This window comes from Pandoraea sp. E26, from assembly GCF_000681415.1.
Classification (GTDB): Bacteria; Pseudomonadota; Gammaproteobacteria; order Burkholderiales; family Burkholderiaceae; genus Pandoraea; species Pandoraea pnomenusa.
This window is the reverse complement of the sequence record NZ_AYXJ01000013.1, coordinates 76,539-99,988: the sequence shown is the minus strand read 5'-3', so window position 1 is coordinate 99,988 and position 23,450 is coordinate 76,539. Positions and strand designations below refer to the sequence as shown.

At 65.4% G+C, this 23,450-nt stretch carries 20 protein-coding genes; 17 read left to right on the top strand and 3 right to left on the bottom strand.

Features of this window, described 5'->3' with window-relative positions:
* Window positions 1–11 precede the first annotated feature (11 nt).
* A complete protein-coding gene (locus W930_RS26885; protein WP_024788682.1) occupies window positions 12–413 on the bottom strand; it encodes a helix-turn-helix domain-containing protein in 402 nt (133 codons plus the stop codon).
* Window positions 406–2,718 carry an FdhF/YdeP family oxidoreductase gene (locus W930_RS0109840; RefSeq protein WP_023874202.1) on the bottom strand — a complete coding sequence of 771 codons (2,313 nt, stop codon included), beginning with the start codon at window positions 2,716–2,718 and terminating at the stop codon, window positions 406–408. Before W930_RS0109840 ends, W930_RS26885 begins: the two co-directional genes overlap by 8 nt.
* A 235-nt stretch (window positions 2,719–2,953) precedes the next feature.
* On the opposite strand from W930_RS0109840, the gene W930_RS0109835 reads away from it, so the two are divergent.
* The 10 genes from W930_RS0109835 to W930_RS0109790 all read left to right on the top strand — a co-directional run bounded on the left by W930_RS0109835 (window position 2,954) and on the right by W930_RS0109790 (window position 14,128).
* A complete protein-coding gene (locus W930_RS0109835) occupies window positions 2,954–4,027 on the top strand; it encodes a substrate-binding domain-containing protein (protein WP_023874203.1) in 1,074 nt (357 codons plus the stop codon).
* A 278-nt stretch (window positions 4,028–4,305) separates the two neighbouring features.
* A complete protein-coding gene (locus tag W930_RS0109830; RefSeq protein WP_023874204.1) occupies window positions 4,306–4,782 on the top strand; it encodes an NAD(P)H-dependent oxidoreductase subunit E in 477 nt (158 codons plus the stop codon).
* Window positions 4,783–4,789: 7 nt separating this feature from the next.
* Window positions 4,790–6,439: an NADH-quinone oxidoreductase subunit NuoF gene (locus W930_RS0109825; protein ID WP_051399356.1), complete on the top strand. Its 1,650-nt coding sequence runs from the start codon at window positions 4,790–4,792 to the stop codon at window positions 6,437–6,439.
* 30 nt (window positions 6,440–6,469) lie between these two features.
* Window positions 6,470–9,364 (top strand): formate dehydrogenase subunit alpha, encoded by a 2,895-nt coding sequence (gene fdhF / locus W930_RS0109820; protein ID WP_023874206.1) that lies wholly within the window; start codon window positions 6,470–6,472, stop codon window positions 9,362–9,364.
* 39 nt (window positions 9,365–9,403) lie between these two features.
* On the top strand, window positions 9,404–10,327 hold the full coding sequence (gene fdhD / locus W930_RS26880) for a formate dehydrogenase accessory sulfurtransferase FdhD (protein WP_023596147.1): 924 nt from the start codon (window positions 9,404–9,406) through the stop codon (window positions 10,325–10,327).
* A gap of 14 nt (window positions 10,328–10,341) precedes the next feature.
* On the top strand, window positions 10,342–10,575 hold the full coding sequence (locus tag W930_RS0109810; protein ID WP_024788684.1) for a formate dehydrogenase subunit delta: 234 nt from the start codon (window positions 10,342–10,344) through the stop codon (window positions 10,573–10,575).
* 98 nt (window positions 10,576–10,673) lie between these two features.
* Complete coding sequence (locus W930_RS0109805) at window positions 10,674–10,925, top strand: hypothetical protein (protein WP_023596146.1); 252 nt, start codon at window positions 10,674–10,676, stop codon at window positions 10,923–10,925.
* Between the two features lie 246 nt (window positions 10,926–11,171).
* The gene (locus tag W930_RS0109800; RefSeq protein WP_023596145.1) at window positions 11,172–11,552 is read left to right on the top strand and encodes a hypothetical protein; all 381 of its coding nucleotides are present in this window, start codon (window positions 11,172–11,174) and stop codon (window positions 11,550–11,552) included.
* Between the two features lie 114 nt (window positions 11,553–11,666).
* Window positions 11,667–12,428, top strand: coding sequence for a phytanoyl-CoA dioxygenase family protein (locus W930_RS0109795; RefSeq protein WP_023596144.1), 762 nt, complete (start codon window positions 11,667–11,669; stop codon window positions 12,426–12,428).
* Window positions 12,429–12,745: 317 nt separating this feature from the next.
* Window positions 12,746–14,128 (top strand): sodium-dependent transporter, encoded by a 1,383-nt coding sequence (locus tag W930_RS0109790; protein WP_025249226.1) that lies wholly within the window; start codon window positions 12,746–12,748, stop codon window positions 14,126–14,128.
* Between the two features lie 13 nt (window positions 14,129–14,141).
* Here W930_RS0109790 and gor read toward each other — a convergent pair whose 3' ends face one another.
* Window positions 14,142–15,503: a glutathione-disulfide reductase gene (gene gor, locus W930_RS0109785; RefSeq protein WP_023596142.1), complete on the bottom strand. Its 1,362-nt coding sequence runs from the start codon at window positions 15,501–15,503 to the stop codon at window positions 14,142–14,144.
* 532 nt (window positions 15,504–16,035) lie between these two features.
* On the opposite strand from gor, the gene W930_RS0109780 reads away from it, so the two are divergent.
* The 7 genes from W930_RS0109780 (at window position 16,036) to W930_RS0109750 (ending at window position 23,383) form a co-directional block, all read left to right on the top strand.
* Window positions 16,036–16,548: a hypothetical protein gene (locus W930_RS0109780; RefSeq protein WP_023874211.1), complete on the top strand. Its 513-nt coding sequence runs from the start codon at window positions 16,036–16,038 to the stop codon at window positions 16,546–16,548.
* 249 nt (window positions 16,549–16,797) lie between these two features.
* Entirely contained in the window at window positions 16,798–18,288 is a 1,491-nt protein-coding gene (locus W930_RS0109775; RefSeq protein WP_023596140.1) for a DASS family sodium-coupled anion symporter, read from the top strand.
* 26 nt (window positions 18,289–18,314) lie between these two features.
* Window positions 18,315–19,367: an Ldh family oxidoreductase gene (locus tag W930_RS0109770; RefSeq protein ID WP_023596139.1), complete on the top strand. Its 1,053-nt coding sequence runs from the start codon at window positions 18,315–18,317 to the stop codon at window positions 19,365–19,367.
* Between the two features lie 128 nt (window positions 19,368–19,495).
* The gene (locus W930_RS0109765; RefSeq protein WP_023596138.1) at window positions 19,496–19,921 is read left to right on the top strand and encodes a F0F1 ATP synthase subunit epsilon; all 426 of its coding nucleotides are present in this window, start codon (window positions 19,496–19,498) and stop codon (window positions 19,919–19,921) included.
* Window positions 19,922–20,270: 349 nt separating this feature from the next.
* A complete protein-coding gene (locus tag W930_RS0109760) occupies window positions 20,271–21,071 on the top strand; it encodes an enoyl-CoA hydratase/isomerase family protein (protein WP_023596137.1) in 801 nt (266 codons plus the stop codon).
* 118 nt (window positions 21,072–21,189) lie between these two features.
* Window positions 21,190–22,272 carry an ABC transporter substrate-binding protein gene (locus tag W930_RS0109755; RefSeq protein WP_023596136.1) on the top strand — a complete coding sequence of 361 codons (1,083 nt, stop codon included), beginning with the start codon at window positions 21,190–21,192 and terminating at the stop codon, window positions 22,270–22,272.
* Between the two features lie 34 nt (window positions 22,273–22,306).
* A complete protein-coding gene (locus tag W930_RS0109750; protein ID WP_023874213.1) occupies window positions 22,307–23,383 on the top strand; it encodes an ABC transporter ATP-binding protein in 1,077 nt (358 codons plus the stop codon).
* Window positions 23,384–23,450 lie beyond the last annotated feature (67 nt).

The window sequence follows — 23,450 nt, the reverse complement described above, 5'->3', positions numbered from 1 at the left end:
GTTGCGGTTCCTTACGGTGCAAGCCCCTCCGATCCCGGTGACGACGTGGCGAGCGGTGCATGTGTCGCAAGGCTGTCGTGCTGTGCGAGGCCGGCACGTGTGAGTCGAACGTGTTGCCGTGTGGGCTCGGATGTCTCGATGACGACCCAGCGCGCGTCGGCGAGTACGCCGAGGTAGCGCAGCAACGTGCTCATCGGCAGTGCGCTGCGCTTGGCCAGACGGGCGAACGAGAGCGAATCCCGCCCCTCCCGCTGCCCTTCTGCCAGCGTCGCGAGCACGCGCGCCAGTTCTGCTTCGGCGCGGGCGAGGGGGTCGGCCTGTGAATCCGGACGCGAATCGAGGCACGGATCGAGGCACGGATCGGCGGGCGTTGCGCCCGAGCACTGCGCGAACGCGGCGGCCACGTCAGCCATGACGGCGCTCCAGCAGTACGGGAACGGATTTTGAGGTAGGCGTGCCCGCACCGTCGGCGAGCGCATCGAGCGGCACCAGAGCGTTGGTCTCTGGATAGTAGGCGGCAACGCAGCCGCGCGGAATGTCATACGCCACGAGCAGGAAGTCATCCGCCCGGCGCGCGATCCCGTCATGCCACACCCCGACGATATCGACCCGTTCTCCCGCGCGGAAGCCGAGCGCGTCGAGGTCTTCGAGGTTCGCGAAGACGACGCGCCGCTGACCGAACACGCCGCGATAGCGGTCATTCAGGCCGTAGATCGTGGTGTTGTACTGGTCGTGCGAGCGAATGGTGGCAAGTTGCAGGACTTCGGCGCCGCGCGCGCCCGCATGTCGACGCGCGCTGTCGATCGGCATTTCGTCGGGCAGTGGGTGCGTGGTGAAGTTGGCGCGGCCGTTGGGGGTGAGCCAGCGGCGTTCGGCGGGCGGCACGTCCAGACGGAAGCCGCCTGGACGTCGCACGCGGCGATTGAAGTCGGCGAAGTCGTCGAAAGTCGCGGCGATGGCGTCGCGGATGCGGTCGTAGTCCTCGACGTACCAATGCCAGTTGGCGTGGCCCGCGGGTGCGCGCCCCAGCGTGGCCTGCGCCATGCCGGCAACGATGGCCGGCTCCGAGCGCAGGTGCGCCGATGCCGGGGCGTTGATCCCGTAAGAGAGGTGCACCATGCTCATCGAGTCCTCGACGGTGACGCCTTGCGCCACACCGCCCTGCATGTCGATTTCCGTGCGGCCGAGACAGGGCAGGATCAGCGCGTCGCGGCCGTGCACCAGATGACTGCGATTGAGCTTGGTGGCAATGTGCACCGTCAGCGCGCACTGGCGCAGAGCTTCCCAGGTGCGCGGCGTATCGGGCGTGGCCATCGCGAAGTTGCCGCCCATCCCGATGAAGACCTTGATTCGCCCGGCAAGCATGGCGGGAATCGTATCGACGACGCTGAGTCCTTCGCGTTGGGGCGGCGCAAAGCCGAAGACCTCGCCGAGCCGCGCCAGGAACGCGGCCGAGGGCTTCTCATTGATGCCGACGGTGCGGTCGCCCTGCACGTTGCTATGGCCGCGCACCGGACAAAGTCCGGCGCCTGCGCGTCCGATGTTGCCGCGCAGAAGCATGAGGTTGACGATCATCTGGATGGTCGCCACGGCGTGCTTGTGCTGCGTGATGCCCATGCCCCAGGTGGCGATCACGCGCTCGCCGCGCAGGTACACGTCGGCGATGCGGCACATCTGCGCCTGCGACACGCCCGAGGTGCGCTCGAGATCGTCCCAGCGCTCGGCGCGTACGTCGGCGGCGAAGGCGTCGAATCCATGCGTGTGTTCCGCCAGGAAGGCGTCGTCGAGCAGGGCGGGCTCGCCGTTGTTGCGGGCCTCGGCGTCGCGCTCCAGCACGTGCTTGACGACCCCCTTCACGAACGCGAAGTCGCCGCCGCACGCGGGCGTGACGTAGTGCGCGCTGATCGGCGTGCCGCCCAGGCTCAGCATTTCGGTCGGGCTCTGCGGGTCGGCAAAGCGCTCCAGTCCGCGCTCGTGCAGCAGGTTCACCGAGACGATCGTCGCGCCGCGTCGCGCGGCTTCGCGCAGTTCGCCGAGCATGCGCGGGTGGTTCGTGCCGGGGTTCTGCCCGAACAGCAGGAGCGTGTCGGCATGCTCGAAATCGTCCAGGGTGACGGTGCCCTTGCCGAGTCCAACCACCGGTGGCAGGCCGACACTGGTCGGTTCGTGGCACATGTTCGAGCAGTCGGGGAAGTTGTTCGTGCCGAACTGGCGAACGAAAAGCTGGTAAAGGAATGCGGCCTCGTTGCTCGTGCGTCCCGACGTGTAGAACGCTGCCTGGTCCGGATCGGGCAAGGCGCGCAGGTGTTCGCCGATGAGCGCGAACGCGTCGTGCCAGGCAACCGGTCGATAGCGGTCGGTTGCGGCATCGTAACGCATGGGATGCGTGAGGCGGCCATAGCCTTCCAGCGTGTAATCGTCCAGCGCGAGCAGGTCGGTCACGCTGTGCGCGGCGAAGAATTCGGGGGTAACGCGACGCTTGGTCGCCTCGGCGGCAACCGCCTTGGCACCGTTTTCGCAGAACTCGAAGGTCGAGGCGTGCTCGCGGTCCGGCCAGGCACACCCCGGGCAATCGAAGCCGCTCGGCTGATTTGCGCTCAGCAGTGTGCGCGCGCCCTTGAGCGGAATGCCCTGCGTAACGAGTTGAATGGCGACGTTTTTGAGCGCACCCCAGCCACCGGCGGGGCGATCGTAGGGAGAAATCTTCGGGGTGGACATGAAGCGTATTCGGGCAGAGTGGTTGGCGCGCGGCGTCGATATCGGGGGAGGCGCCGCATCTCAGGGCAAACGATGAGTACCGAAATAGGAAAATTAATGCATAATTAATTGCATCGAAACGTAAAATTCATCTCGATGCGCAAGCATGAATCCCTTTAAATTCGGTGTTTGTTGGCATCTTATCAGGAATTCGCATAAATTGATTTATGCAATTAATAGCATATAAGGGGGCTCGATGAAGCGCATTTCGATTGCACCGCAACTGCGTTTGCGTCACGACGCGGACGATCTTGCGCTGGACAAGGTGCTGTCGTTGCTAACGCAGGTCCAGGCGCACGGCAACCTTCAGGCGGCCAGTCAGGCGCTCGGGCAGTCGTACCGGGGAGCATGGGGGCACGTGAAGGAGGTGGAGGCGCTCATCGGTGCGCCGCTGCTGACCATGGCGCGTGGGCGGGGGGCGGTGCTTACGCCGTTGGCGCAGCGTCTGCTGTGGGGGCAAAAGCGATTGCAGGCGCGGCTCGGCCCGCTGCTCGAGACGATGGCCTCGGAGTTGCAATCGGAACTCGACGATCTGCTGCTTCAGGAGAGCGATCAACTGCGATTGTTTGCCAGCCACGGCCTGGCCGTGGCGGCGCTGGTCGACTTCGCGGGGCGGGCCGGTCTGCCGATCGACGTCAGCTATCGGGGCAGCATCGAGGCAATTGCGGCGCTGGCGAAGCATGAATGCGAAGTGGCGAGCTTTCATGTGCCCATCGGACCGTTGGCCGCGCCGGTGCTCGATCACTATGGCCCGCTGCTCAAGGGCAAGGCGTATCGCGTGGCGGACGTCGCGTCGCGACGCCTGGGGCTGATCGTCGCGCGCGGCAACCCGCTGGGCATTCACTCGCTGGCCGATCTGCCCCGCACCGGTGCGCGTTTCGCCAATCGCGAGCGCGGGTCGGGTACGCGCATCATCTTCGATCTGTTGCTCGCGCGCGAAGGGATCGATCCGGGCGCGATCGCGGGCGCCGAGAACATCGAGTTCACGCACGCCGCCGTCGCCGCCTACATCGCGAGCGGTCGCGCCGACGCCGGTCTGGCCATCGAGGCGGCTGCGAGCCAGTTCGGGCTCGACTTTCTGCCGATCCTCACGGAACGGTATTGCCTCATGTTCCCCGAGAGCGGCAGCGAATCGCCGCACCTTCAGGCGTTGCTCGAGATTCTTCAGAGTGGCGAGTACCGGCAGGCGGTGCATGCCATACCGGGATACAGCGAGGCCGCGACCGGACAGGTGGCGCCGTTGTCCGAAGCGTTTCCTTCGCTGGGGTAAGTTTTTCATATGAATTGTCGTGCATATTGTGTGCACAACAATTCCGAGTGAGAAAGCTCCGGTCCGCGCGGGTTGCGAGGTTGTTGCATGGTGCTGCGCAGCAAAGGCTCGATAATCGAGCCATCGCCGGGCCATCGCCGAGCCATCGGTGTTTCCACGAGGCTTGTTGGCGCGGGCCATTTGGACTACTGTCCTAAGTGTTGAGCCCCCAGGAACCGGCGGTCATCATATGCAATGAGAAACATATGGGACGCGGTTCGCCCCAGGAGATACTCGAGATGGTGCCCACACCCCACGCGACGCTCGCGCCGCTGCTGGCTCGCCACGCCGGCAGCGCACATGGGTTGTTGCCGCTGCTGCATGCGTTGCAGGACAGCGAAGGCTATGTCGATCCGGCCCATGTGCCCGCGATCGCCGCCGCCCTGAATCTTTCTCGCGCCGAAGTCCATGGCGTGATCACGTTCTATCACCACTTTCGAAGCGCGCCGCCGCCGGCAACGGTGGTGCAGGTCTGCCGCGCGGAAGCTTGCCGCAGTCGCGGCGGCGAGGCGCTCGTCGCGCATGTCGAAGCGTGCACTGGTGCGCGAATCGACGGTGAGGCATGCGGCGGCGTCGGCGTCGAGTCGGTCTATTGCCTGGGGCAATGCGCCCTGTCGCCGGCAGTGACGATCAACGGCGAATTGCACGCGCGCGTGAGTCCGGTCCGATTCGACGCGCTGCTCGCTTCCGCGAAGGAGGAGACTCGTGATGCCTGATTCGGTCATGCAAAGCGCCGGTGCAGCGGCTGCGAGCGGCCCGTACCGCGTCTATATACCTCGCGACTCGTCGGCTCTCGCGTTGGGGGCCGACAGGCTCGCCGCCGCCGTCGCGGCGGAAGCGGCGCGCCGCGGCGTGGCGCTCGACATCGTGCGCAACGGTTCGCGCGGCTTGTTCTGGCTCGAACCGCTCGTGGAGGTGCAGACGCCGGCGGGACGGGTGGGCTACAGCAACGTGCAGGCTTCGCAGGTCGCCGCGTTGTTTGACAGTGGGTGGCCCGCGAGAGCGACGCAGGACGCCGCGCAGACGGTGCTGGCCGGCGATCCCGACGGAAGTTGGGAGGCGCCCATGCCCGCGTGTGTCGGGCGGGTCGACGCGATTCCCTATCTGGCGCGCCAGCAGCGCCTCACATTCTCCCGCGTGGGCGTGACCGACCCGCTCGACCCGGCGGACTACGAGGCTCATGGCGGGCTGGCCGGCCTGCGCGCCTGTCTTGCTCTCGACGCACAGGCAGCGTGCCAGACCGTACTCGACTCCGGTCTGCGGGGCCGCGGCGGAGCGGCGTTTCCGGCGGGCATCAAGTGGCAGACGGTGCGCCGCGCCGACTCGTCGCGCAAATACGTGGTCTGCAACGCCGACGAAGGCGACTCGGGAACGTTCGCCGACCGGCTCATCATGGAGAGCGACCCGTTCGTCCTGATCGAAGGGATGATCATCGCGGCGTTGAGCGTGGGGGCGAGCGAAGGCATCGTCTACGTGCGCAGTGAATATCCGCACGCCATTGCCGCGATGGAAGCCGCGATCGCCGTCGCCCGCCGCGAAGGGTGGCTCGGCGCCGACGTGCTTGGCTCGGGACGCGCCTGCGAATTGCGGGTCGCGAAGGCGGCCGGCGCCTATATCTGCGGCGAGGAAACGGCGTTGCTCGAGAGCCTGGAAGGCAAGCGGGGCGTGGTGCGGGCCAAGCCGCCGATTCCTGCTCTGTCCGGCCTCTTCGGTCAGCCGACATTGATCAACAACGTGATTACGCTGGCGAGCGTGCCATTCATCTTTGCGCACGGTGCGCAGGCTTACCGTTCGTACGGGATGGGCCGCTCGCAGGGCACGCTGCCCGTGCAACTCGCCGGAAACATCCGACGCGGAGGGCTCGTGGAACTGGCGTTCGGGGTGACGCTGCGAGCGCTGCTCGACGACTTCGGCGGCGGTACGGCAAGCGGGCGTCCGGCCAAGGCCATTCAGGTCGGTGGTCCGCTAGGCGCGTATCTGCCGAGCGCACAGTGGGATGTGCCGATGGACTATGAGGCCTACGCGGCTTTGGGCGCGGTGGTCGGTCACGGCGGCGTGGTCGTGCACGACGATACGGCGGACATGGCCGGGCTGGCTCGTTACGCCATGGAGTTCTGCGCGATCGAGTCGTGTGGCAAGTGCACGCCATGCCGCATCGGGTCGACACGCGGTGTCGAGGTAATCGATCGGATCCGGCACGGCGACAGTTCGCCGCGTCAGGTCAGGCTGCTGCACGATCTCTGCGACACGATGGTCTCGGGCTCGCTGTGTGCCATGGGGGGCATGACGCCGTTCCCCGTGCGCTCGGCGCTCGAACATTTCCCGGCGGACTTCGGTCTGCCCGATGGCGCGGGATGCGCCGAAGCCGCCTGACGCACGTGCGGCCCAAGAGGAGGACGACAGATGATCCATCCGAATGTACAAGTCATGCCCGGCCATGGCCCGGATATGGGCACGCCGGCGCGCAAGAGCGAGGTCGAGGTCACGCTGGAGATCGACGGTCAGACCGTGACCGTGCCGGCCGGCACGTCGATCATGCGCGCGGCGGCGGGTACCGACGTCAACATCCCCAAACTGTGCGCGACCGACTCCCTGGAGCCGTTCGGGTCGTGCCGTCTGTGCCTCGTCGAGATCGAGGGGCGGCGCGGCTTCCCGGCGTCGTGCACCACGCCGGTCGAAGCGGGCATGAAAGTGCGTACGCAATCGCCGAAACTCCAGGATTTGCGGCGCAACGTGATGGAGCTCTACATCTCCGATCACCCGCTCGATTGCCTGACGTGCGCCGCCAACGGCGATTGCGAATTGCAGGACATGGCCGGCGTGACCGGACTGCGCGAAGTACGCTACGGCTTCGACGGCGAGAATCACATTCACAGCGCGAAGGACGAGTCGAATCCGTACTTCACGTATGACCCGTCGAAGTGCATCGTCTGCAACCGCTGCGTGCGTGCTTGCGAGGAAACGCAGGGCACCTTCGCGCTGACGATCTCGGGGCGGGGCTTCGAGGCTCGCGTCTCGCCCGGTCAGGACCAGCCGTTCATGGATTCGGAATGCGTGTCGTGCGGGGCGTGCGTGAGCGCGTGTCCGACCGCGACACTTCAGGAGAAGACCGTGATCGAGATGGGGCAGCCCGAGCACGCCGTGGTCACGACGTGTGCGTATTGCGGCGTGGGGTGCGCGTTCAAGGCCGAGATGAAGGGCGGCGAAGTGGTGCGCATGACGCCCTACAAGGACGGTCGTGCGAACGAGGGGCACGCTTGTGTGAAGGGGCGCTTCGCGTGGGGGTATGCCACGCACAAGGAGCGCATCACGAAGCCGATGATTCGCAGCAAGATCACGGACCCGTGGCGTGAAGTGTCGTGGGACGAGGCGCTCGACCACGCCGCGTCGGAGTTCCGGCGCATCCAGGCCAAGTATGGACGCGACGCGATCGGCGGCATCACGTCTTCGCGTTGCACGAACGAAGAGACCTATCTCGTGCAGAAGCTCGTGCGCGCGGCCTTCGGCAACAACAACGTCGACACGTGTGCGCGCGTGTGCCACTCGCCCACGGGTTATGGGCTCAAGCAGACGCTGGGCGAGTCGGCCGGCACGCAGACGTTCAAGTCGATCGAGCACGCCGACGTCATTCTCGTGATGGGCGCCAATCCGAGCGACGGGCACCCGGTTTTCGCCTCGCGCCTGAAGCGCCGCGTGCGCGAGGGGGCGAAGCTGATCGTGATCGATCCGCGCCGTATCGATATCGTCGATGGGCCGCACGTGAAGGCCGCCTACCACCTGCCGCTTCGCCCGGGCACCAATGTGGCGATGGTCAACGCGCTTGCGCATGTGATCGTGACCGAGGGACTGCTCGACGAGGCGTTCATTGCAGAGCGCTGCGAGGATCGGGCGTTTGCTCAGTGGCGCGACTTCGTGGCGCTGCCCGAAAATTCGCCGGAAGCCGTGAGCGTGGTGACCGGTGTGCCGGCAGACCAGATTCGCGGCGCGGCACGGTTGTATGCCACCGGCGGCAACGCCGCGATCTATTACGGGCTGGGTGTGACGGAGCACGCGCAGGGCTCGACCACTGTCATGGGCATTGCCAATCTGGCGATGGCCACGGGCAACGTCGGACGGGAAGGTGTGGGCGTGAACCCGCTGCGCGGGCAGAACAACGTGCAGGGTTCGTGCGACATGGGCTCGTTCCCGCACGAATTGCCGGGGTACCGCCACGTGTCGGACACGCTGGTGCGCGAGGAATTCGAGGCGGCATGGGGCGTGGCGCTACAGGCCGAGCCGGGATTGCGCATTCCGAACATGTTCGATGCGGCGATCCACGGCAGCTTCAAAGGGCTGTACTGCCAGGGCGAGGACATTGTCCAGTCCGATCCGAACACCCAGCATGTGGCGGCGGCGATGGAGGCGATGGAGTGCATCGTCGTGCAGGACATCTTCCTCAACGAGACCGCCAAGTACGCGCACGTGCTGCTGCCGGGCACGACGTTCCTCGAAAAGGATGGCACGTTCACCAATGCGGAGCGCCGGATTTCGCGTGTGCGACGCGTGATGGCACCTCTGCCGGGCATGGCCGACTGGGAAGTGACGATCGCGTTGGCCAAGCGGCTGGGATACGACATGCCATATGCGCACCCGTCGGAGATCATGGACGAGATCGCGCGGCTCACGCCGACGTTCCGTGGCGTGAGTTATCGGCGTCTGGATGAGGCGGGCAGCCTCCAATGGCCATGCAACGACGAGGCACCGGACGGCACGCCGATCATCCACGTGGACGAATTCGTTCGCGGCAAGGGGCGTTTCATCATCACACGCTACGTGCCCACGGACGAGAAGGTCACGCCGCGCTATCCGCTGCTGCTCACAACGGGTCGCATCCTCTCGCAATACAATGTCGGGGCGCAAACACGACGCACGCACAACGTTCATTGGCACGATGAGGACCGGCTCGAGATCCACCCGCACGACGCACAGGAGCGGGGGATCAAGAACGACGACTGGGTCGGCATTCGCAGCCGGGCGGGCGAAACGGTCTTGCGCGCGGTCATCAGCGAACGGATGCAGCCGGGCGTCGTGTACACGACGTTCCATTTCCCCGAGTCGGGGGCGAACGTGATCACGACCGACAACTCGGACTGGGCGACCAACTGCCCGGAGTACAAGGTGACCGCGGTGCAGGTGTTGCCGGTGGTGCAACCCTCCGCATGGCAGGCGAAATATTCGACATTCAACCGCACGCAGCTCGAATTGCTCGATGCGGCTCGCAGCGCCTCCGGGGCGTCCGAGCCGGCACCGGCGAAGTAGGGTGGGGTCGGTCAAACCGCAGGGAGTCAGCGTCAGACGATGTCCAGCACCACCAACGCATTACGTGAATCCGGCCCGGGCGATACTGCCCGCGTCGCGGGCGTCGACGATATTGCCGCGCCGGTGTGCGATGTGGCGCCTGCCGCCATCGCTCCCGAGAGTCTTGCGTCGCACGCGACTTTTGCCGTGCGCCGTTTCCGGCGCGGCGCATGGCAACACGCGAGCGACGAATTGGCCGAGGAAGTCCCGGTGGCGCTGGAGTTCAACGGGATCTCGCATGTGGTGATGCTGGCCACGCCCGCCGATATCGAGGATTTCGCTTTGGGATTCGCGTTGTCGGAGGGGATTCTGAACGACCGGCGCGAGTGCTATGGCGTGGATGTCTCGGCGACGTCGCTGGGCGTTACCGCGCATCTCGAAGTGTCGTCGCGCGCGTTTGCCGGACTCAAGGAACGTCGCCGGAATCTCACTGGCCGCACAGGCTGTGGCTTGTGCGGCACCGAGAGCCTCGATCAGGTGTTGCGCCCGCTGCCCGCGGCCGGCGAGCCGTTGCGCGTGACGCACGCGGCGCTTGCCGCGGCGCACGAGGGGTTGTCGCGACGCCAGCCGCTGAATGGCGTGACCGGGGCGGTGCATGGAGCGGCGTGGTGTTCGCCTGAGGGGGAAATCCTTTGCCTGCGCGAGGACGTGGGACGGCATAACGCGCTCGACAAGCTGATCGGTGCGCTCGCGCGAGAAGGAACGGCGTTCGATAGCGGGTTCGTGCTCATGACGAGTCGCGCCAGCGTGGAAATCGTGCAGAAGGCGGCGCAGGTCGGGATTCCGATGGTCGCCGCCGTGTCTGCCGCGACGGCGCTGGCGGTGCGCACGGCGGCTGCGGCCGGCGTGGCGCTGGTGGGGTTCGTGCGTGGCGAGCAGTGTGTGATCTATGCGGGCGGTGCGACGCTCGACGAGCGTGTCTGACAGGGAGATTTGAGATGGACGGCAACAACCTCGTGCGCATGGCCAACCGCATCGCCGACTTTTTCGAATCGCTTCCGGATCGTGAGGAAGCGCTGAGCGAAGTGGCGTCGCATCTGCGCAAGTTCTGGGACCCCCGCATGCGCGCTCAGATTCTGGCGATGTTGCAGACGTCCGAGGCCGAGGACATGCATCCGCTGGTGCGCGAAGCGCTCGCGCGCTATCGCGATCGGCTAGCGCCGGCCGCCTGAGCCAGCGACGGTCGCTTCGGCTCCGAGGGTACGCTGCTCGCGGTATAGTAGGGGTGTCGGCCGTGCTGCGGCGCGGCCTTTAACGAGCGGAGGACTTGATGAGCGATACCCCTACGCGCAAGCCCGGGCAGCAGCCTCCTCACAAGGAGGATGAAGTGGAACGCGACCTCGACGAAGCGCTCGAGGAAACGTTCCCGGCGAGCGACCCCGTGTCCATCGAGATCGACAAGCCCAGGCATCCGGCGGCGAGCAAACCCACAACGTCCGGACGGCTCGACGAAGGACTCGAGGAAACGTTCCCGGCGAGCGATCCGGTATCGATCGATACCGGCAAGACGCCGAAGCCATGATGCGACGACGGTGCCGGCAGGTTTGGCGCCGCGCTCGCCGTTGCCGCGCTCGCAGTTGCCGCGTATTGGCAGGCAATGTCGGCCGATTGCGCGCCAATCCCGGTGGATTGGGCGCACAGCCCCGCCTGACGGGGCCGTCGACCAGGAAATATATCTCTGGCCCAGCCCGGGTTTGACGCCCGGCCGGGCCGAATTCATGGCAAAATGCCGCGCCTGACTTTCTCAGGCTGGGACTGTAGGACACAAATGGCGGCAGGTACGGTTAAAAAGGTTCGACGCTACGCGCTGGAAACCATCGATGTGATGGGGCAGAGCGGGCTGGGCGTCGTCGAGCGTCCGGATGGGCGCTTCGTCATGTATCCGGAGTACTGGACACAGACGCAGGCGCTCAGCCAGAAGATGCGCACGTTGTACCGACGGAACTGCCAGCTCGAATACCAACTGGCGAAACTCACTCGCGAGCTTGACCGTCTGCGCAGTGTGGTCGACACGCCGCGCCCCACCGGCAACCCTCAGGCATCGCTGCCGGGCACCGACGTGCCGCAGCCCGAACTTCAGCCCGAACTCCAGTCGGCACGCAAGCGCGCTGCCGAACTGCCGCCACGACGACGCAAGCGCGCGGCGTGAGCGTGCATCGAGACACCATGTCCCGACCCAGGCGGCGCACGTCTTTTCGAATTACCCGGTAACATCAGCGAATCCCCCTCAACGTCCAGTTTTCCCTCCGCTTCGCCGACCATCATGGCGCTTACCGCATCGCAGCTCGAAACCTTCCGTAACGACGGTTATCTGATTCTCCCGCACTATGTGGCGCAGGCCGACTGCGAGGCGATTCTGGCCGATGCACGAGCGCAACTGGCGTCGGCGACGCCGCCGCTGGAATTCGAGGCGGATGTAGGCTATGCCGGCGCGCCGTCGTCGCGGGAAGCCGAGGGCGGACAGACCGTGCGGCGACTGCTCAAGGCCTACGATCGGGGCGATGCGCTGCGACGTTGGGCGACGCGCCGGGACCTGATCGAATCGCTCGCCCAGATCTTCGGCGAAGACGTAGTGCTCACACTGGCACACCACAACTGCGTCATGACCAAGCATCCGCATTTCGGCACGGCGACCGGCTGGCATCGCGATATCCGTTACTGGTCGTTTCCGCACAATTCGCTGGTCTCGGTATGGCTCGCACTGGGACCGGAAACACGTGCCAACGGTGCACTGCGCTTCATTCCGGGCTCGCACCGCGAGCAATTGCAGCCCCATCAACTCGATTCGCTCGACTTTCTGCGTCCCGACGAGCCCGCCAACCAGGCGCTCGTTGCGCGCGGCAAACAGGTCGAGCTCGCGCAGGGCGACGTCGTGCTGTTCCATAGCGGGCTTTTCCATGCCGCAGGTCGCAATGAAGGCGACACCACGAAGTTCTCCGTCGTGTTCGCGTATCGCGGCGAAAGTAATCCCCCCACACCGGGTACCCGTTCCGCGTCGGCCGGCGAAGTTCCGCTCGGTCATTGACGTCGCCCGCTTTCTGACGAAGCGCCCCGGCGTTGCCGCCCAGCGGGCGCCTGGCGGGAAGGGCGTGAGCCCACAGTGCCCGGGTGCCGTCCTGCTTTTGGGGGCTTTCCTAAAGCTTTGCGCAACCCTTCCCGCGTAGACTCTTCGGCCACCCCATGGTGTCGCGCACCGATGCACACGCGCCGCAGCACGCTGGCGGCGATGCCGCGTCGTGCCGGTAATCTGCCTGACGCCACGTTCCATGCCATGTCGTGACCTCAGCGGACAACGTTTCGCGAGGCGCGTACGTCCGTTTCCGGAGGAAATACGTGTCCCATATGCCCATCCGTCCGCCCGCGAGTCCGGCGCCATCGTCCATGGCGTCGGAGACCGACGACACCACCGTCCGCGCTACCTGGGGATCCCGGCTCGGCTTCGTGCTGGCTGCGGCCGGTTCGGCCGTCGGTCTCGGCGCCGTATGGAAGTTTCCCTATGTGGTGGGAGCGCACGGGGGCGGGGCATTCCTCATGATCTATCTCGCTTGCGTGCTGACGCTCGGCGTGGCGCTGTTGCTCGCCGAGATGACCATCGGACGCCTCACAGGCAAGTCGATGACCACGGCGTTGAGAGCGCTGGGTGGTCGGCGCTGGGCGTGGGTCGGCCGAATTGCCACGTTCAATGCGTTCGCGATCCTGTCGTTCTACGTTGTCGTGGGGGGCTGGACCGTGGCTTATCTGTGGCGCGCCGTCACGGGCGGCATACTGGCCAACGATACGGATCGGCTCGTCGGCGAATTTTCCGCGTTCATCTCCGACCCTGCGGCATCGCTCGGCAGCATGGGGGCGTTTCTCGGGCTGACGGCCGTCGTTGTCGCGGCGGGTGTCCAAAAAGGCATAGAACGGGCGGGCAAGTGGCTCATGCCGGCGTTCTTCCTGCTGATGCTGCTGGTGATCGCGCGCGCGCTGACATTGCCGGGAGCGATGGCCGGCGTTGCCTGGTTCCTGACGCCCGACTTTTCCGCGATTTCCGGCGGCACGCTGATCGAAGCGCTTGGGCTGGCATTTTTCTCGCTGTCGCTCGGCGCAGGCATGATCGTCGCCTACGGGTCCTATCTTCCCAGCGACGCGAGACTGGTAGGGTCGGCCGTGTGGGTCGCAACGCTGGCCACGTTGGCATGCTGCCTGGCAGGCCTGATGATTCTCCCGGCCGTCTTTGCGTTCGGCGTTGCGCCTGATGCGGGGCCGGGGCTGACGTTCATCACCATGCCCGCGATCTTCGCGCAGATGCCGTTCGGCCATCTCGTGGCCATCGCATTCTTCCTGCTGCTGCTCTTCGCAGCACTCACGTCGGCCGTCTCGCTGTTCGAGCCGGTGACTGCCTTCCTGATCGACGAATATCACTGGCATCGTCGGTCCGCGGTCACCGCGGTCCTTGGCGCGACATTGGTTTTCGGTGCACCGGCGGCCTTGTCGTTCGGTGTCTGGTCGGACATCCGAATCTTCGGCCGCACCATTTTCGGCCTGATGGACTACGTGACCGTCAATCTGCTGATGCCCGCGGGCGGACTATGCGTGGCTTACTTCGTCGGGGCGTGTATCTGGCCGACGGCGCGCAGCGTCCTGGACGGCTCGCGCTCGCAGTGGTTTGCACCGCTATGGCGCTTGCTGCTGCTGGCGCTCACGCCGGTCGCGATTGTCGGCGTGTGGTACCAGGGGCTATGAGCGCGACGGCACGTCAGGCCACGGGCGTGCGCATGGTGACCCATTCCTCCGCGGCCGTGGGGTGCACGGCGAGCGTGCGGTCGAAATCGGCCTTTGTGGCGCCCATCGACAATGCCACGCCGAGCAACTGGACTTGTTCGCCCGCATGGTCACCCACCATGTGCGCCCCAACGATCTTGTCTGTCGCTCCGTCCACGAGCAGCTTCATCAGCGTTTTCTCCGTGCGGCCCGAGAGTGTGGCCTTGAGCGGACGGAACGACGCCTTGTAGACCTTGAGCTGTGGATGGAGCGCGCGTGCTTCGCTCTCGGTCAGCCCAACGACGCCGATCTCGGGCGTGCTGAACACCGCCGTCGGAATCAGCCTGTGATCGACGCGAGTGGGGCGTTCGCCGAATACCGTATCGGCAAACGCCTGACCTTCGCGGATCGCCATCGGCGTGAGATTGACCCGGTCGGTGACGTCGCCCACGGCGAAGATCGAGGGCACGTTGGTGCGCGAGAACTCGTCGACGATGACCGCTCCCTTGTCGTTGAGTGCGACGCCGCTCGCGGCCAATCCCAATCCCTGTGTATAGGGCACGCGGCCGGCGGCGCTCAGGAGTACATCGGTGACATGCGTGCTGCGATCGGACAGGGTGATTTTCAGGCCGTCGTGCGATTTGTCCGCGCGCTCGATCGTGCGTTCGAGCAGCACGTCGATCCCGCGCTCGCGATAGGCGGCTTCGAGCGAGGTGCGAACTTCTTCGTCGAAGCCGCGCAGCAGGTGAGGGCCACGGTGCACCAGCGTGACCTTCGAGCCGAGGCCGGCGAACACACCCGCGAATTCCAGCGCGATATAGCCGCCGCCAATGATCGTGATGCGCTCAGGCAGCGATTCCAGATGAAACACCTCATTGGATGAAATCGCATGCTCCCGGCCGACGAAGTGCGGTTGATCGGCCGGTTTGCCGCCGGTGGCGATCAGGATGTGGCGTGCGGTGATGCGCTCGCCCGTGGCCGGCAGCACGACCGTATTCGGCCCCTCCACCACGGCGCGCGCCTCGACGAGCGCCGCGCCCGCACGTTCGAGATTGGTGCGATAGATGTTCTCCAGTCGTGCGATCTCGCTGTCCTTGCGGGCGATGAGGGTGCTCCAGTCGAAGCGCGGCGGCGGCACTTGCCAGCCATAGCCGGCAGCGTCCTCGAATTCGTCGGCAAAGCGGCTCGCGTAGACGAGTAGCTTTTTCGGCACGCAACCCCGAATGACGCAGGTGCCGCCGACGCGAAATTCCTCCGCCACTTTCACGCGGGCACCATATTGCGCGGCAACACGCGCGGCGCGCACGCCGCCCGAACCGGCACCGATCACGAACAGATCCACATCGAACTGGGGCATTGCTGACTCCTGAAGGTCTGCGACACATGTGTCGGGCCTCGAAGCAATCCGAGGTGCCGCAATGTGGGTCGCTGATGACTTTGACCGATTGTGCCAGAGACGCGGGCCCCGCGTGGCAGGCGCATCGCGCTTTCGGATCTGTCCGAAGCCGCGTCGGATGTTGCCCCTACGGGGACACATGGATCCACATGCTTTCGTCAATCGGTGTTTTCGCACGGTCGTACATTTTTGTTGACTCACATCAATGCGTCAGATGAAACGCAAGTCGACAATCGGAGACGTCGAAAGTCGAACAGGACGCCGTCGGCGCACGGGATGCGCGGCCCACGAGGCCGTTCACGAGGTGTCGCCGCCGGGTCACGCGCGACGGCCGGACGTTTCTGAAATGAAACACTTCTCGGGAATACGCTCGGTGTTGCGCGAATGGTGAAATTGGAAGTGCATAAGAATCAACAAGTTGCCGCTCGTGGCCCGAAAGTTGCGTCGTCCATCGCAAGACAGGCGGAACGCACCGCCGGCACACGAGGATGTCATGACAAAGTCGCTCTCCCGTCTGATGGGTGCCACGGTGGCGCTGACGATCGCGTGTGGCTTCTGGATTCCGGCATCGGCACATGCCGCGAATCTGCCGGACCCCGGCGTGCGTTCGGGGATTTCGGCAGGCAAGAAGACCACGTCGGCCAGCGCCCGGCACGGCACCCGGCCGTCGCGGGCCGCGCGCGTGAAGCGTGCGGCCCGAGCGCCGGCCTTCGCCCCACCGGGTTCCCCTCCCGCAGCCATTGCCGGCGCCGCGCCGGCGCCCTGGCGCGACGTGTTCGAGGAAGCGGGGGCGTGGGCGTCCGAACCGATCATCGTGAATGGCAGCACGCTCGGGCACACGATTGGCAGCGCCGGTGTCGCGGGCGCAACGGACGGTGCGATCACCGGGCCTCGTGCCGGGCTGACCGGCCTGTACCAGACCGTCTGGCATCGTGCGTTGTCCAATCCCATCCTCAGCACACAACTCTTCATCGGCTCGCCCGAATACTTCGGACTGCGTTTCTAGGCCGTCCTGAGTCGTTGTTCCGCGCGTTGGTCCGGCGCCGTACGCACGTCTGCCGGATACCTCTCCCGCATGACCCATCGCCGCGTGCCTGGCATGTGCGGCGGTCTGCCGGGCCGCGTCGCGCTCCCGTACTTTCTCTCGCGCTTGCCTCGCCAAGATCAATGCGGTTAGGATTAACCCGCAGTTCAAGCGTGGCCTTTCCTCAAGACATGCCAGCTGCCGGCATGCCATTCCGTTCCGGAGCCCCCTATGAGCACGCCTGACGTGACTGTGCAAACCCCTCCCCAGAAGAAAGCGATTCCCATCGGATTGATTGCCGGTGTCATCGTGATGATTGCGGTGCTCCTCATTCCCATGCCCGACGACCTTCCGGTCGCGGGTCATCGCATGCTCGCGATTCTCGCGTTTGCCGTGGTGGTATGGATTACGGAAGCCGTATCGTACGAAGCCAGCGCCATCATCATCACTTCGCTGATGGCGTTTCTCGTGGGCACGGCGCCCACGATCCAGGATCCCGGTGTCGAGTACGGGACCTCGCGCGCGATCAGCATGGCGCTCGCGGGCTTCTCGAACTCCGCGCTCGCGCTCGTGGCCGGCGCCTTGTTCATTGCTGCGGCCATGACGCTCACCGGGCTCGACCGCCGCATCGCACTGGTCACGCTGTCAAGAATCGGCACGAGCACCCGACGCGTCATGGTCGGGGCCATCGCCGTGACGATCCTCCTCTCGCTCGTGGTGCCCAGCGCGACCGCCCGCAGCGCGTGTGTGGTGCCGATCATGATGGGCGTGATTGCCGCCTTCGGCGTGGACAAGCGTTCGAACATCGCCGCCGGCATCATGATCATCGTCGCGCAGGCCACGAGTATCTGGAACGTGGGGATTCAGACCGCGGCGGCACAAAACCTGCTGACCGTCGGGTTCATGGACAAAATGCTCGGCGATCGCATCACGTGGGCCGAGTGGCTGGTCGCCGGCGCGCCGTGGGCGATCATCATGTCGATCGTGCTCGTCGTGCTCGTGCTCAAGCTGATGCCCCCGGAAGCCGACGCCATTGCCGGCGGCAAGGAGGCCGTGGAAGCGCAGTTGCGTGAAATGGGCCCGATGACGAGCGCCCAGAAGCGCCTGCTCGCCGTGTCGATCGGCCTGCTGCTGTTCTGGGCGACCGAGGGCAAGCTGCACCGCTTCGATACCACTTCGGTGACCTATGTCGGTCTCGTGGTGCTGATGCTGCCGCGATTCGGCGTGATGACCTGGAAGGAGGTACAGACGCGCATTCCCTGGGGCACGGTGATCGTGTTCGGCGTGGGGATCAGTCTGGGCACCGCGCTGCTGACCACGCAGGCAGGGCAGTGGCTGGGCAACCACGTGGTCGCCGCCACCGGATTGGATTCGCTCTCCACGCTGTGGGTCTTCGCGATTCTCGCCGGTTTCCTCATCCTGATTCACCTCGGCTTCGCCAGCGCGACGGCGTTGACGTCCGCGATGCTGCCGATCCTGATCTCGGTGCTGCAAACATTGCCGGGCGACTTCAACCGGCTGGGCATGACGATGCTGCTCGGTTTCACCGTGAGCTTCGGTTTCATCCTGCCGATCAATGCGCCGCAGAACATGGTGTGTCTCGGGACCGATACCTTCACGGCGAAGCAGTTCGCGCGCGTGGGGATCGTGATCACCCTGGTGGGCTACGTATTGCTGCTGGCCTTCGCAGCAACTTACTGGCGCTGGCTGGGCTGGTTGTGACCGGCGCCGAAGCGCAAGGAGGCGATATGCGAATCCCGTTGAAAGATGCCGTCGAGTTCGGCCAACGGCTGCTGCTCGCGCAAGGTGTACCCGAGGACATTGCGGTCGACGTCGCGCAGCACCTGGTGGAGTCCGACCGGGTGGGCTACGCGAGCCATGGACTCTCGATCCTGCCGACCTACCGGAAGGTGCTCGAGGACGGCCAGGTCAATCCGATCGGACGCCCGAGCGTGCTGACCGACCACGGCAACCTGCTGCTGTACGAGGGAAATCGCGGCTTCGGGCAGCACGTGGGCAAGGTCGTGCTGGAGCGCGCCATTGCCCGTGCGTTCGACAAGGGCGTGGCGATTCTCACGTTGCGCAACAGCCATCACCTGGGCCGCATGGGCCAGTACGGCGAGATGTGCGCGCACCAGGGGCTGGTGTTCATGGCGTTCACGAACGTCACGAACCGTCAGCCGATGGTGGCGCCGTACGGTGGCTCCGAGCCGCGGCTCACGACCAATCCGCTTTGCTTTGCGGGCCCGTTGCCCAACAACCGTGCGCCGCTGGTGGTGGACATGGCAACCAGCGCAATCGCGATCAACAAGGCGAGAGTGCTGGCCGCCGAAGGCAGGCAGGCGCCGCCGGGGGCGCTCATCGACGGCTACGGTAACCCGTCGACCGATCCGAGTGCGTTGTTCACCGAACCCTTTGGTGCGCTACTGCCGTTCGGCGGACACAAAGGTTATGCGCTGGGGATCGTGACGGAACTGCTCGCGGGCGTGCTCTCCGGGGGTGGCACGATCCAGCCGGAACATCCGCGTGCGGGCGTGGCGACGAACAACATGTTCGCCATCGTGCTCAACCCGCAAGTCGACTTCGCGGCGACCTGGCGCTCGCACGAGGTCGAGGCGTTCATCGACTATCTGACATCGTGTCCGCCGCAACCGGGCTTCGACCGGGTGCAGTATCCGGGCGAGTACGAAGCGGAGAATCGCAGGAAGCATCACGATCATGTCGATCTGACACTCCCGATCTGGGAGTCGCTGATGAAAATGGCTGCCGACCTGAGCGTGGCGCCGCCGCGTACGTTGTAACGTCCGGGACTGCGGCGGCTGCCGCACCCCGTTCGCCGGATCCGTCGCGCCAACGATGCGCCGACGCGTTTCGCGATGCAGGCGAAATCACCGACAGATTTGCGTCATCGCAGGGAGAAGAGAAATACATGGCATTGCTCATGGTGGATGTAGTCAGTACCGAGCGCTCGATTTTTTCGGGCGAAGCGCGTTTCGTGGAAGTCCCCGGCGCACAGGGTGAACTTGGGGTGCTCCCCGGACACACGCCGCTACTCACCGGCGTGCGGCCGGGGACAGTGCGCATCGAGGCCGCCGACGGCAGCGAGACCTATCTGTATATCGCGGGGGGCTTCGTCGAAATTCAGCCGGATCGTGTGACCGTGCTGGCCGACACAGCGATGCGCGCCGACAGTCTCGATCACGCCCGTGCCGAACGCGCCCGCGAGGAGGCCCAGGCACTGCTCGAACAGCAGTCGGGCGATATCGACTATGCCAAGGCGCAGGCGGAGCTGGCCGAGGCGGTCGCCCAGTTGCAGGCAATACGTCGCATGCGCAAGCAGAAAGAAGTGCGCTGAACCGTCGGCCGCGTTCCGCGGCGGCCACGCAGCAAGACGAAAAAGCAGCCCTGATGGGCTGCTTTTTTTTCGTCCATCGAACGCAGGGCACGCGAAGCACCTTGCCTGGCCCCATGCGTCCCTGGCCGTCGAAGGTGCAACCCCATGAGGTAAACCCTGAAGCGATTCGACTTGCGCCATTTTTTTGAAATAACTATATTTCAGTCAAATAACAGTTATTGCACTGAGATAACTGTTTAGCGATAAATCGTCGAAGGTGCATCGAGCCGTACCTCCCGGGGTGCATCGGTCGCATCGTCGCCTTCTCAATGCACGTGTGAGGTCACGCGTGCGGGTCCTTGGAGTTGAAATGAGCGAGACAGGTAAGCAAACCGAGCAGGAAGTGCTGTTCACGCAGGTCGGCAAGGTCGCCGTGATCACATTGAATCGTCCGCAGGCGCTCAACGCCTGGACCATCGCCATGCGCGAGCTGATCATCGCCGCGCTGGAGCGATTCAACGCCGATGACAACGTGGCGGCCGTGATCATGACCGGCGCCGGGCGCGCGTTCTCGGCCGGTCAGGATCTGGCCGAAGCCAAGCACTTCGATGGCGACACTGCGATCGAATGGATCAAGGGCTGGGAGCATTACTACGACGTGATCCGCAGCCTGAAGAAGCCGCTGGTCATGGCGCTGAACGGCACCGCCGCGGGGTCGGCGTTCCAGGTTTCGCTGCTCGGCGACATTCGCGTGGGACACCCGGGCGTGCGCATGGGACAACCGGAGATCAACGCCGGGATCGCCAGTACCACCGGCCCGTGGATCATGAATCACATGCTGGGTCTGTCGCGCACGATCGAGCTCACGCTCACCGGTCGGCTGATGGATGCCGAGGAGTGTCATCGCCTCGGGCTCATCCATCACCTCGTGCCGGAGGACAAGGTGTTCGAAAAGGCCATGGAGATTGCCTCGGAGCTGGCGGAAAAGCCGCCGGTGGCGATGCGCCTGGACAAGCAACGCTTCCGCGAAATGACCGAAGCCACGTTCCAGGACGCCATCGAAGCCGGCATGCGCATCCAGCGCGAGTCGTACGAGTCGGGCGAGCCGGCGCGCATGATGGCGGCATTCTTTGCCAAGCGCGCGGCCAAGGCCGAGGCGGTCAAGGCCTGAGCCGCGGCCGGTACCGTCTGACGATGCCCACCGCCTCGTCTCGCTTCGCGTGAGACCGGGCGGTCACCAGAACAGGACAAGCGCGCCGCGTCTGTCCACACGCTAGCGGAGTTTCCCCATGTCCCACTCGCATGACCCGCACAATCCGTCCCGCCGCCGTCTGATGCAAATGGCTGGCGCCACCGCGCTGGCCACCGCCTTGCCGCTGGCCGCCTCGCGCACCGCCTTCGCGCAGGCGCGCCAGTTGATCGTCTCCGACCCGGGGGGGCCGTACACCTCGGCTTACCGCCGTGCGTTCTACGACCCGTTCGAGAAGGCCACTGGCATCAAGGTGGTGAGCGTGGCGCGTGATTCGCAGCCGGTGGCGCAGTTTGCCGCCATGGTGCAGACGAAGAACTTCGTGTGGGACGTGACGACACTCACGCTCTCCGCCGACATTCCGTATCTCGAGTCGAAGGGCTTTCTCGAGCCCGTCGGCATGAAGGCCGCCGACTTCCCCGGGATCATGCCCGAGGCCGTCACGCCCGACTGGCTCGGTGTCGACGTGTATTCGACCGTGCTGGCGTATCGCACCGACAAGTTCCCCAAGGAAGCGCCGCAGACCTGGGCCGACTTCTGGGACGTGAAGCGCTTCCCCGGCCGCCGCTCGCTGCGTCGCAGTCCGCTCGACACGCTCGAACAGGCGCTCATGGCCGACGGGGTGCCCATCGACAAGCTGTACCCCCTCGATCTCGACCGCGCGTTCAAGTCGCTCGACAGGATCAAGCCGCACATCAATCTCTGGTGGACGTCCGGCGCCCAGGCCATGCAGGCCATCCAGAGCGGCGACGTGGACATGATGTCGACGTGGAACGGTCGCGCGCAGGCGGCCATCGACAACAAGGCGCCGGTGAAGATCGTGTGGAACCAGGGGCTGTATTCCATTGAGGGGTGGGGCATTCCGAAGGGCACCCCGCGTGCCGAATTCGCGAAGCAGTTCGTGCGCTTCTGCGGCGATCCGGCGCGTCAGGCGCTCATTACGCAGGACCTCGCGTACGGTCCGACCAACCTGAAGGCGTTCGACGGCATTCCGAAAGATCGCGTACCGCTGTTGCCCACCGCGCCGGCCAACCTGAAGGGCATGCGTTTGCCGAGCCCGCAGTGGTGGGCCGAGAACCGCACGAAGGCCACCGAGCGCTTCAACGCCTGGCTGTTGTCGTAAACCGTCGGAGCCACAGAGCAGGATGAGTCGAGACATGAGTACCAAACTGGAAACCATCGGGCTTGCCAAGACGTATCGCGAGACCCCCGCGCTCCTGCCGACCGACCTGCGGGTCGCGGCCGGAGAATTCCTTACCTTGCTCGGGCCGTCCGGCTCGGGCAAGACCACGCTGCTGCAAATGATCTCGGGGCTGGTCGAGCCCAGCGCCGGCCAATTGCTGATCGACGGACGCGACGCCACGCACGACGCGCCGGGCAAACGTGGCATCGGGATGGTCTTCCAGAGCTACGCGCTGTTTCCCCACATGACCGTGTGGGACAACGTGGCCTACGGCCTGCGCATGCGCAGGCTGCCGCGCGCCGAACTCGCGCCGGCTGTCGATGCGGCGCTCGCGATGGTGAAGATGCAGGCCTTCGCACAGCGCTTGCCCTCGGAGCTTTCGGGCGGCCAGCAGCAGCGCATCGCGCTGGCGCGATGCTTCGCCTTCCGTCCCTCGATCATCCTGCTCGACGAGCCGCTCGGCGCACTCGACAAGAAGCTGCGCGAGCACATGCAACTGGAAATCCGGCGGTTGCATCAGGAGCTGGGTGCGACGTTCATTTACGTCACGCACGATCAGGACGAAGCGCTCACGCTGTCAGACCGCATCTGCCTCATGAACCAGGCCCGCATCGAACAGATCGGCACGCCGGCGCAGTTGTACGACCGGCCGGCGACGCGTTTTGCCGCCGACTTTCTCGGTCATTCCAATCTGCTCGACGGCGTGGTCGAGCGACTGGCCGACGGTCGTGTGGCGCTGCGCGTGGGCAGCCGTCTGGTGCCCATCGGCCCGAGCCCGGATCTGCCGGCCGCCGGCAACGCCAGTCTGCTGGTGCGTCCCGAGGCCGCGAGACTGACATCGCCCGAGGCGGGCGCGCTGGCCGGCACGATTCGCGAAGTCGTATTCCTCGGCTCGGACACGCGCGCCATCGTGTCGCTGGGAACGACGGACATGCAGGCCGACGGCGTTGCCGAATTCACCGTGCGTTGTCCGCGCGAGCTCACGCCGCGCGTCGGCGAGCAGGTCGGGCTGGCGTGGGACCACGGGCGCGCGACGTTGCTCACGCGCTGAGTCGGCCCGCCGGCATCACGGCGCGCCATCACGCACCACGACGCGTCACGACGCATCGCTGTAATCG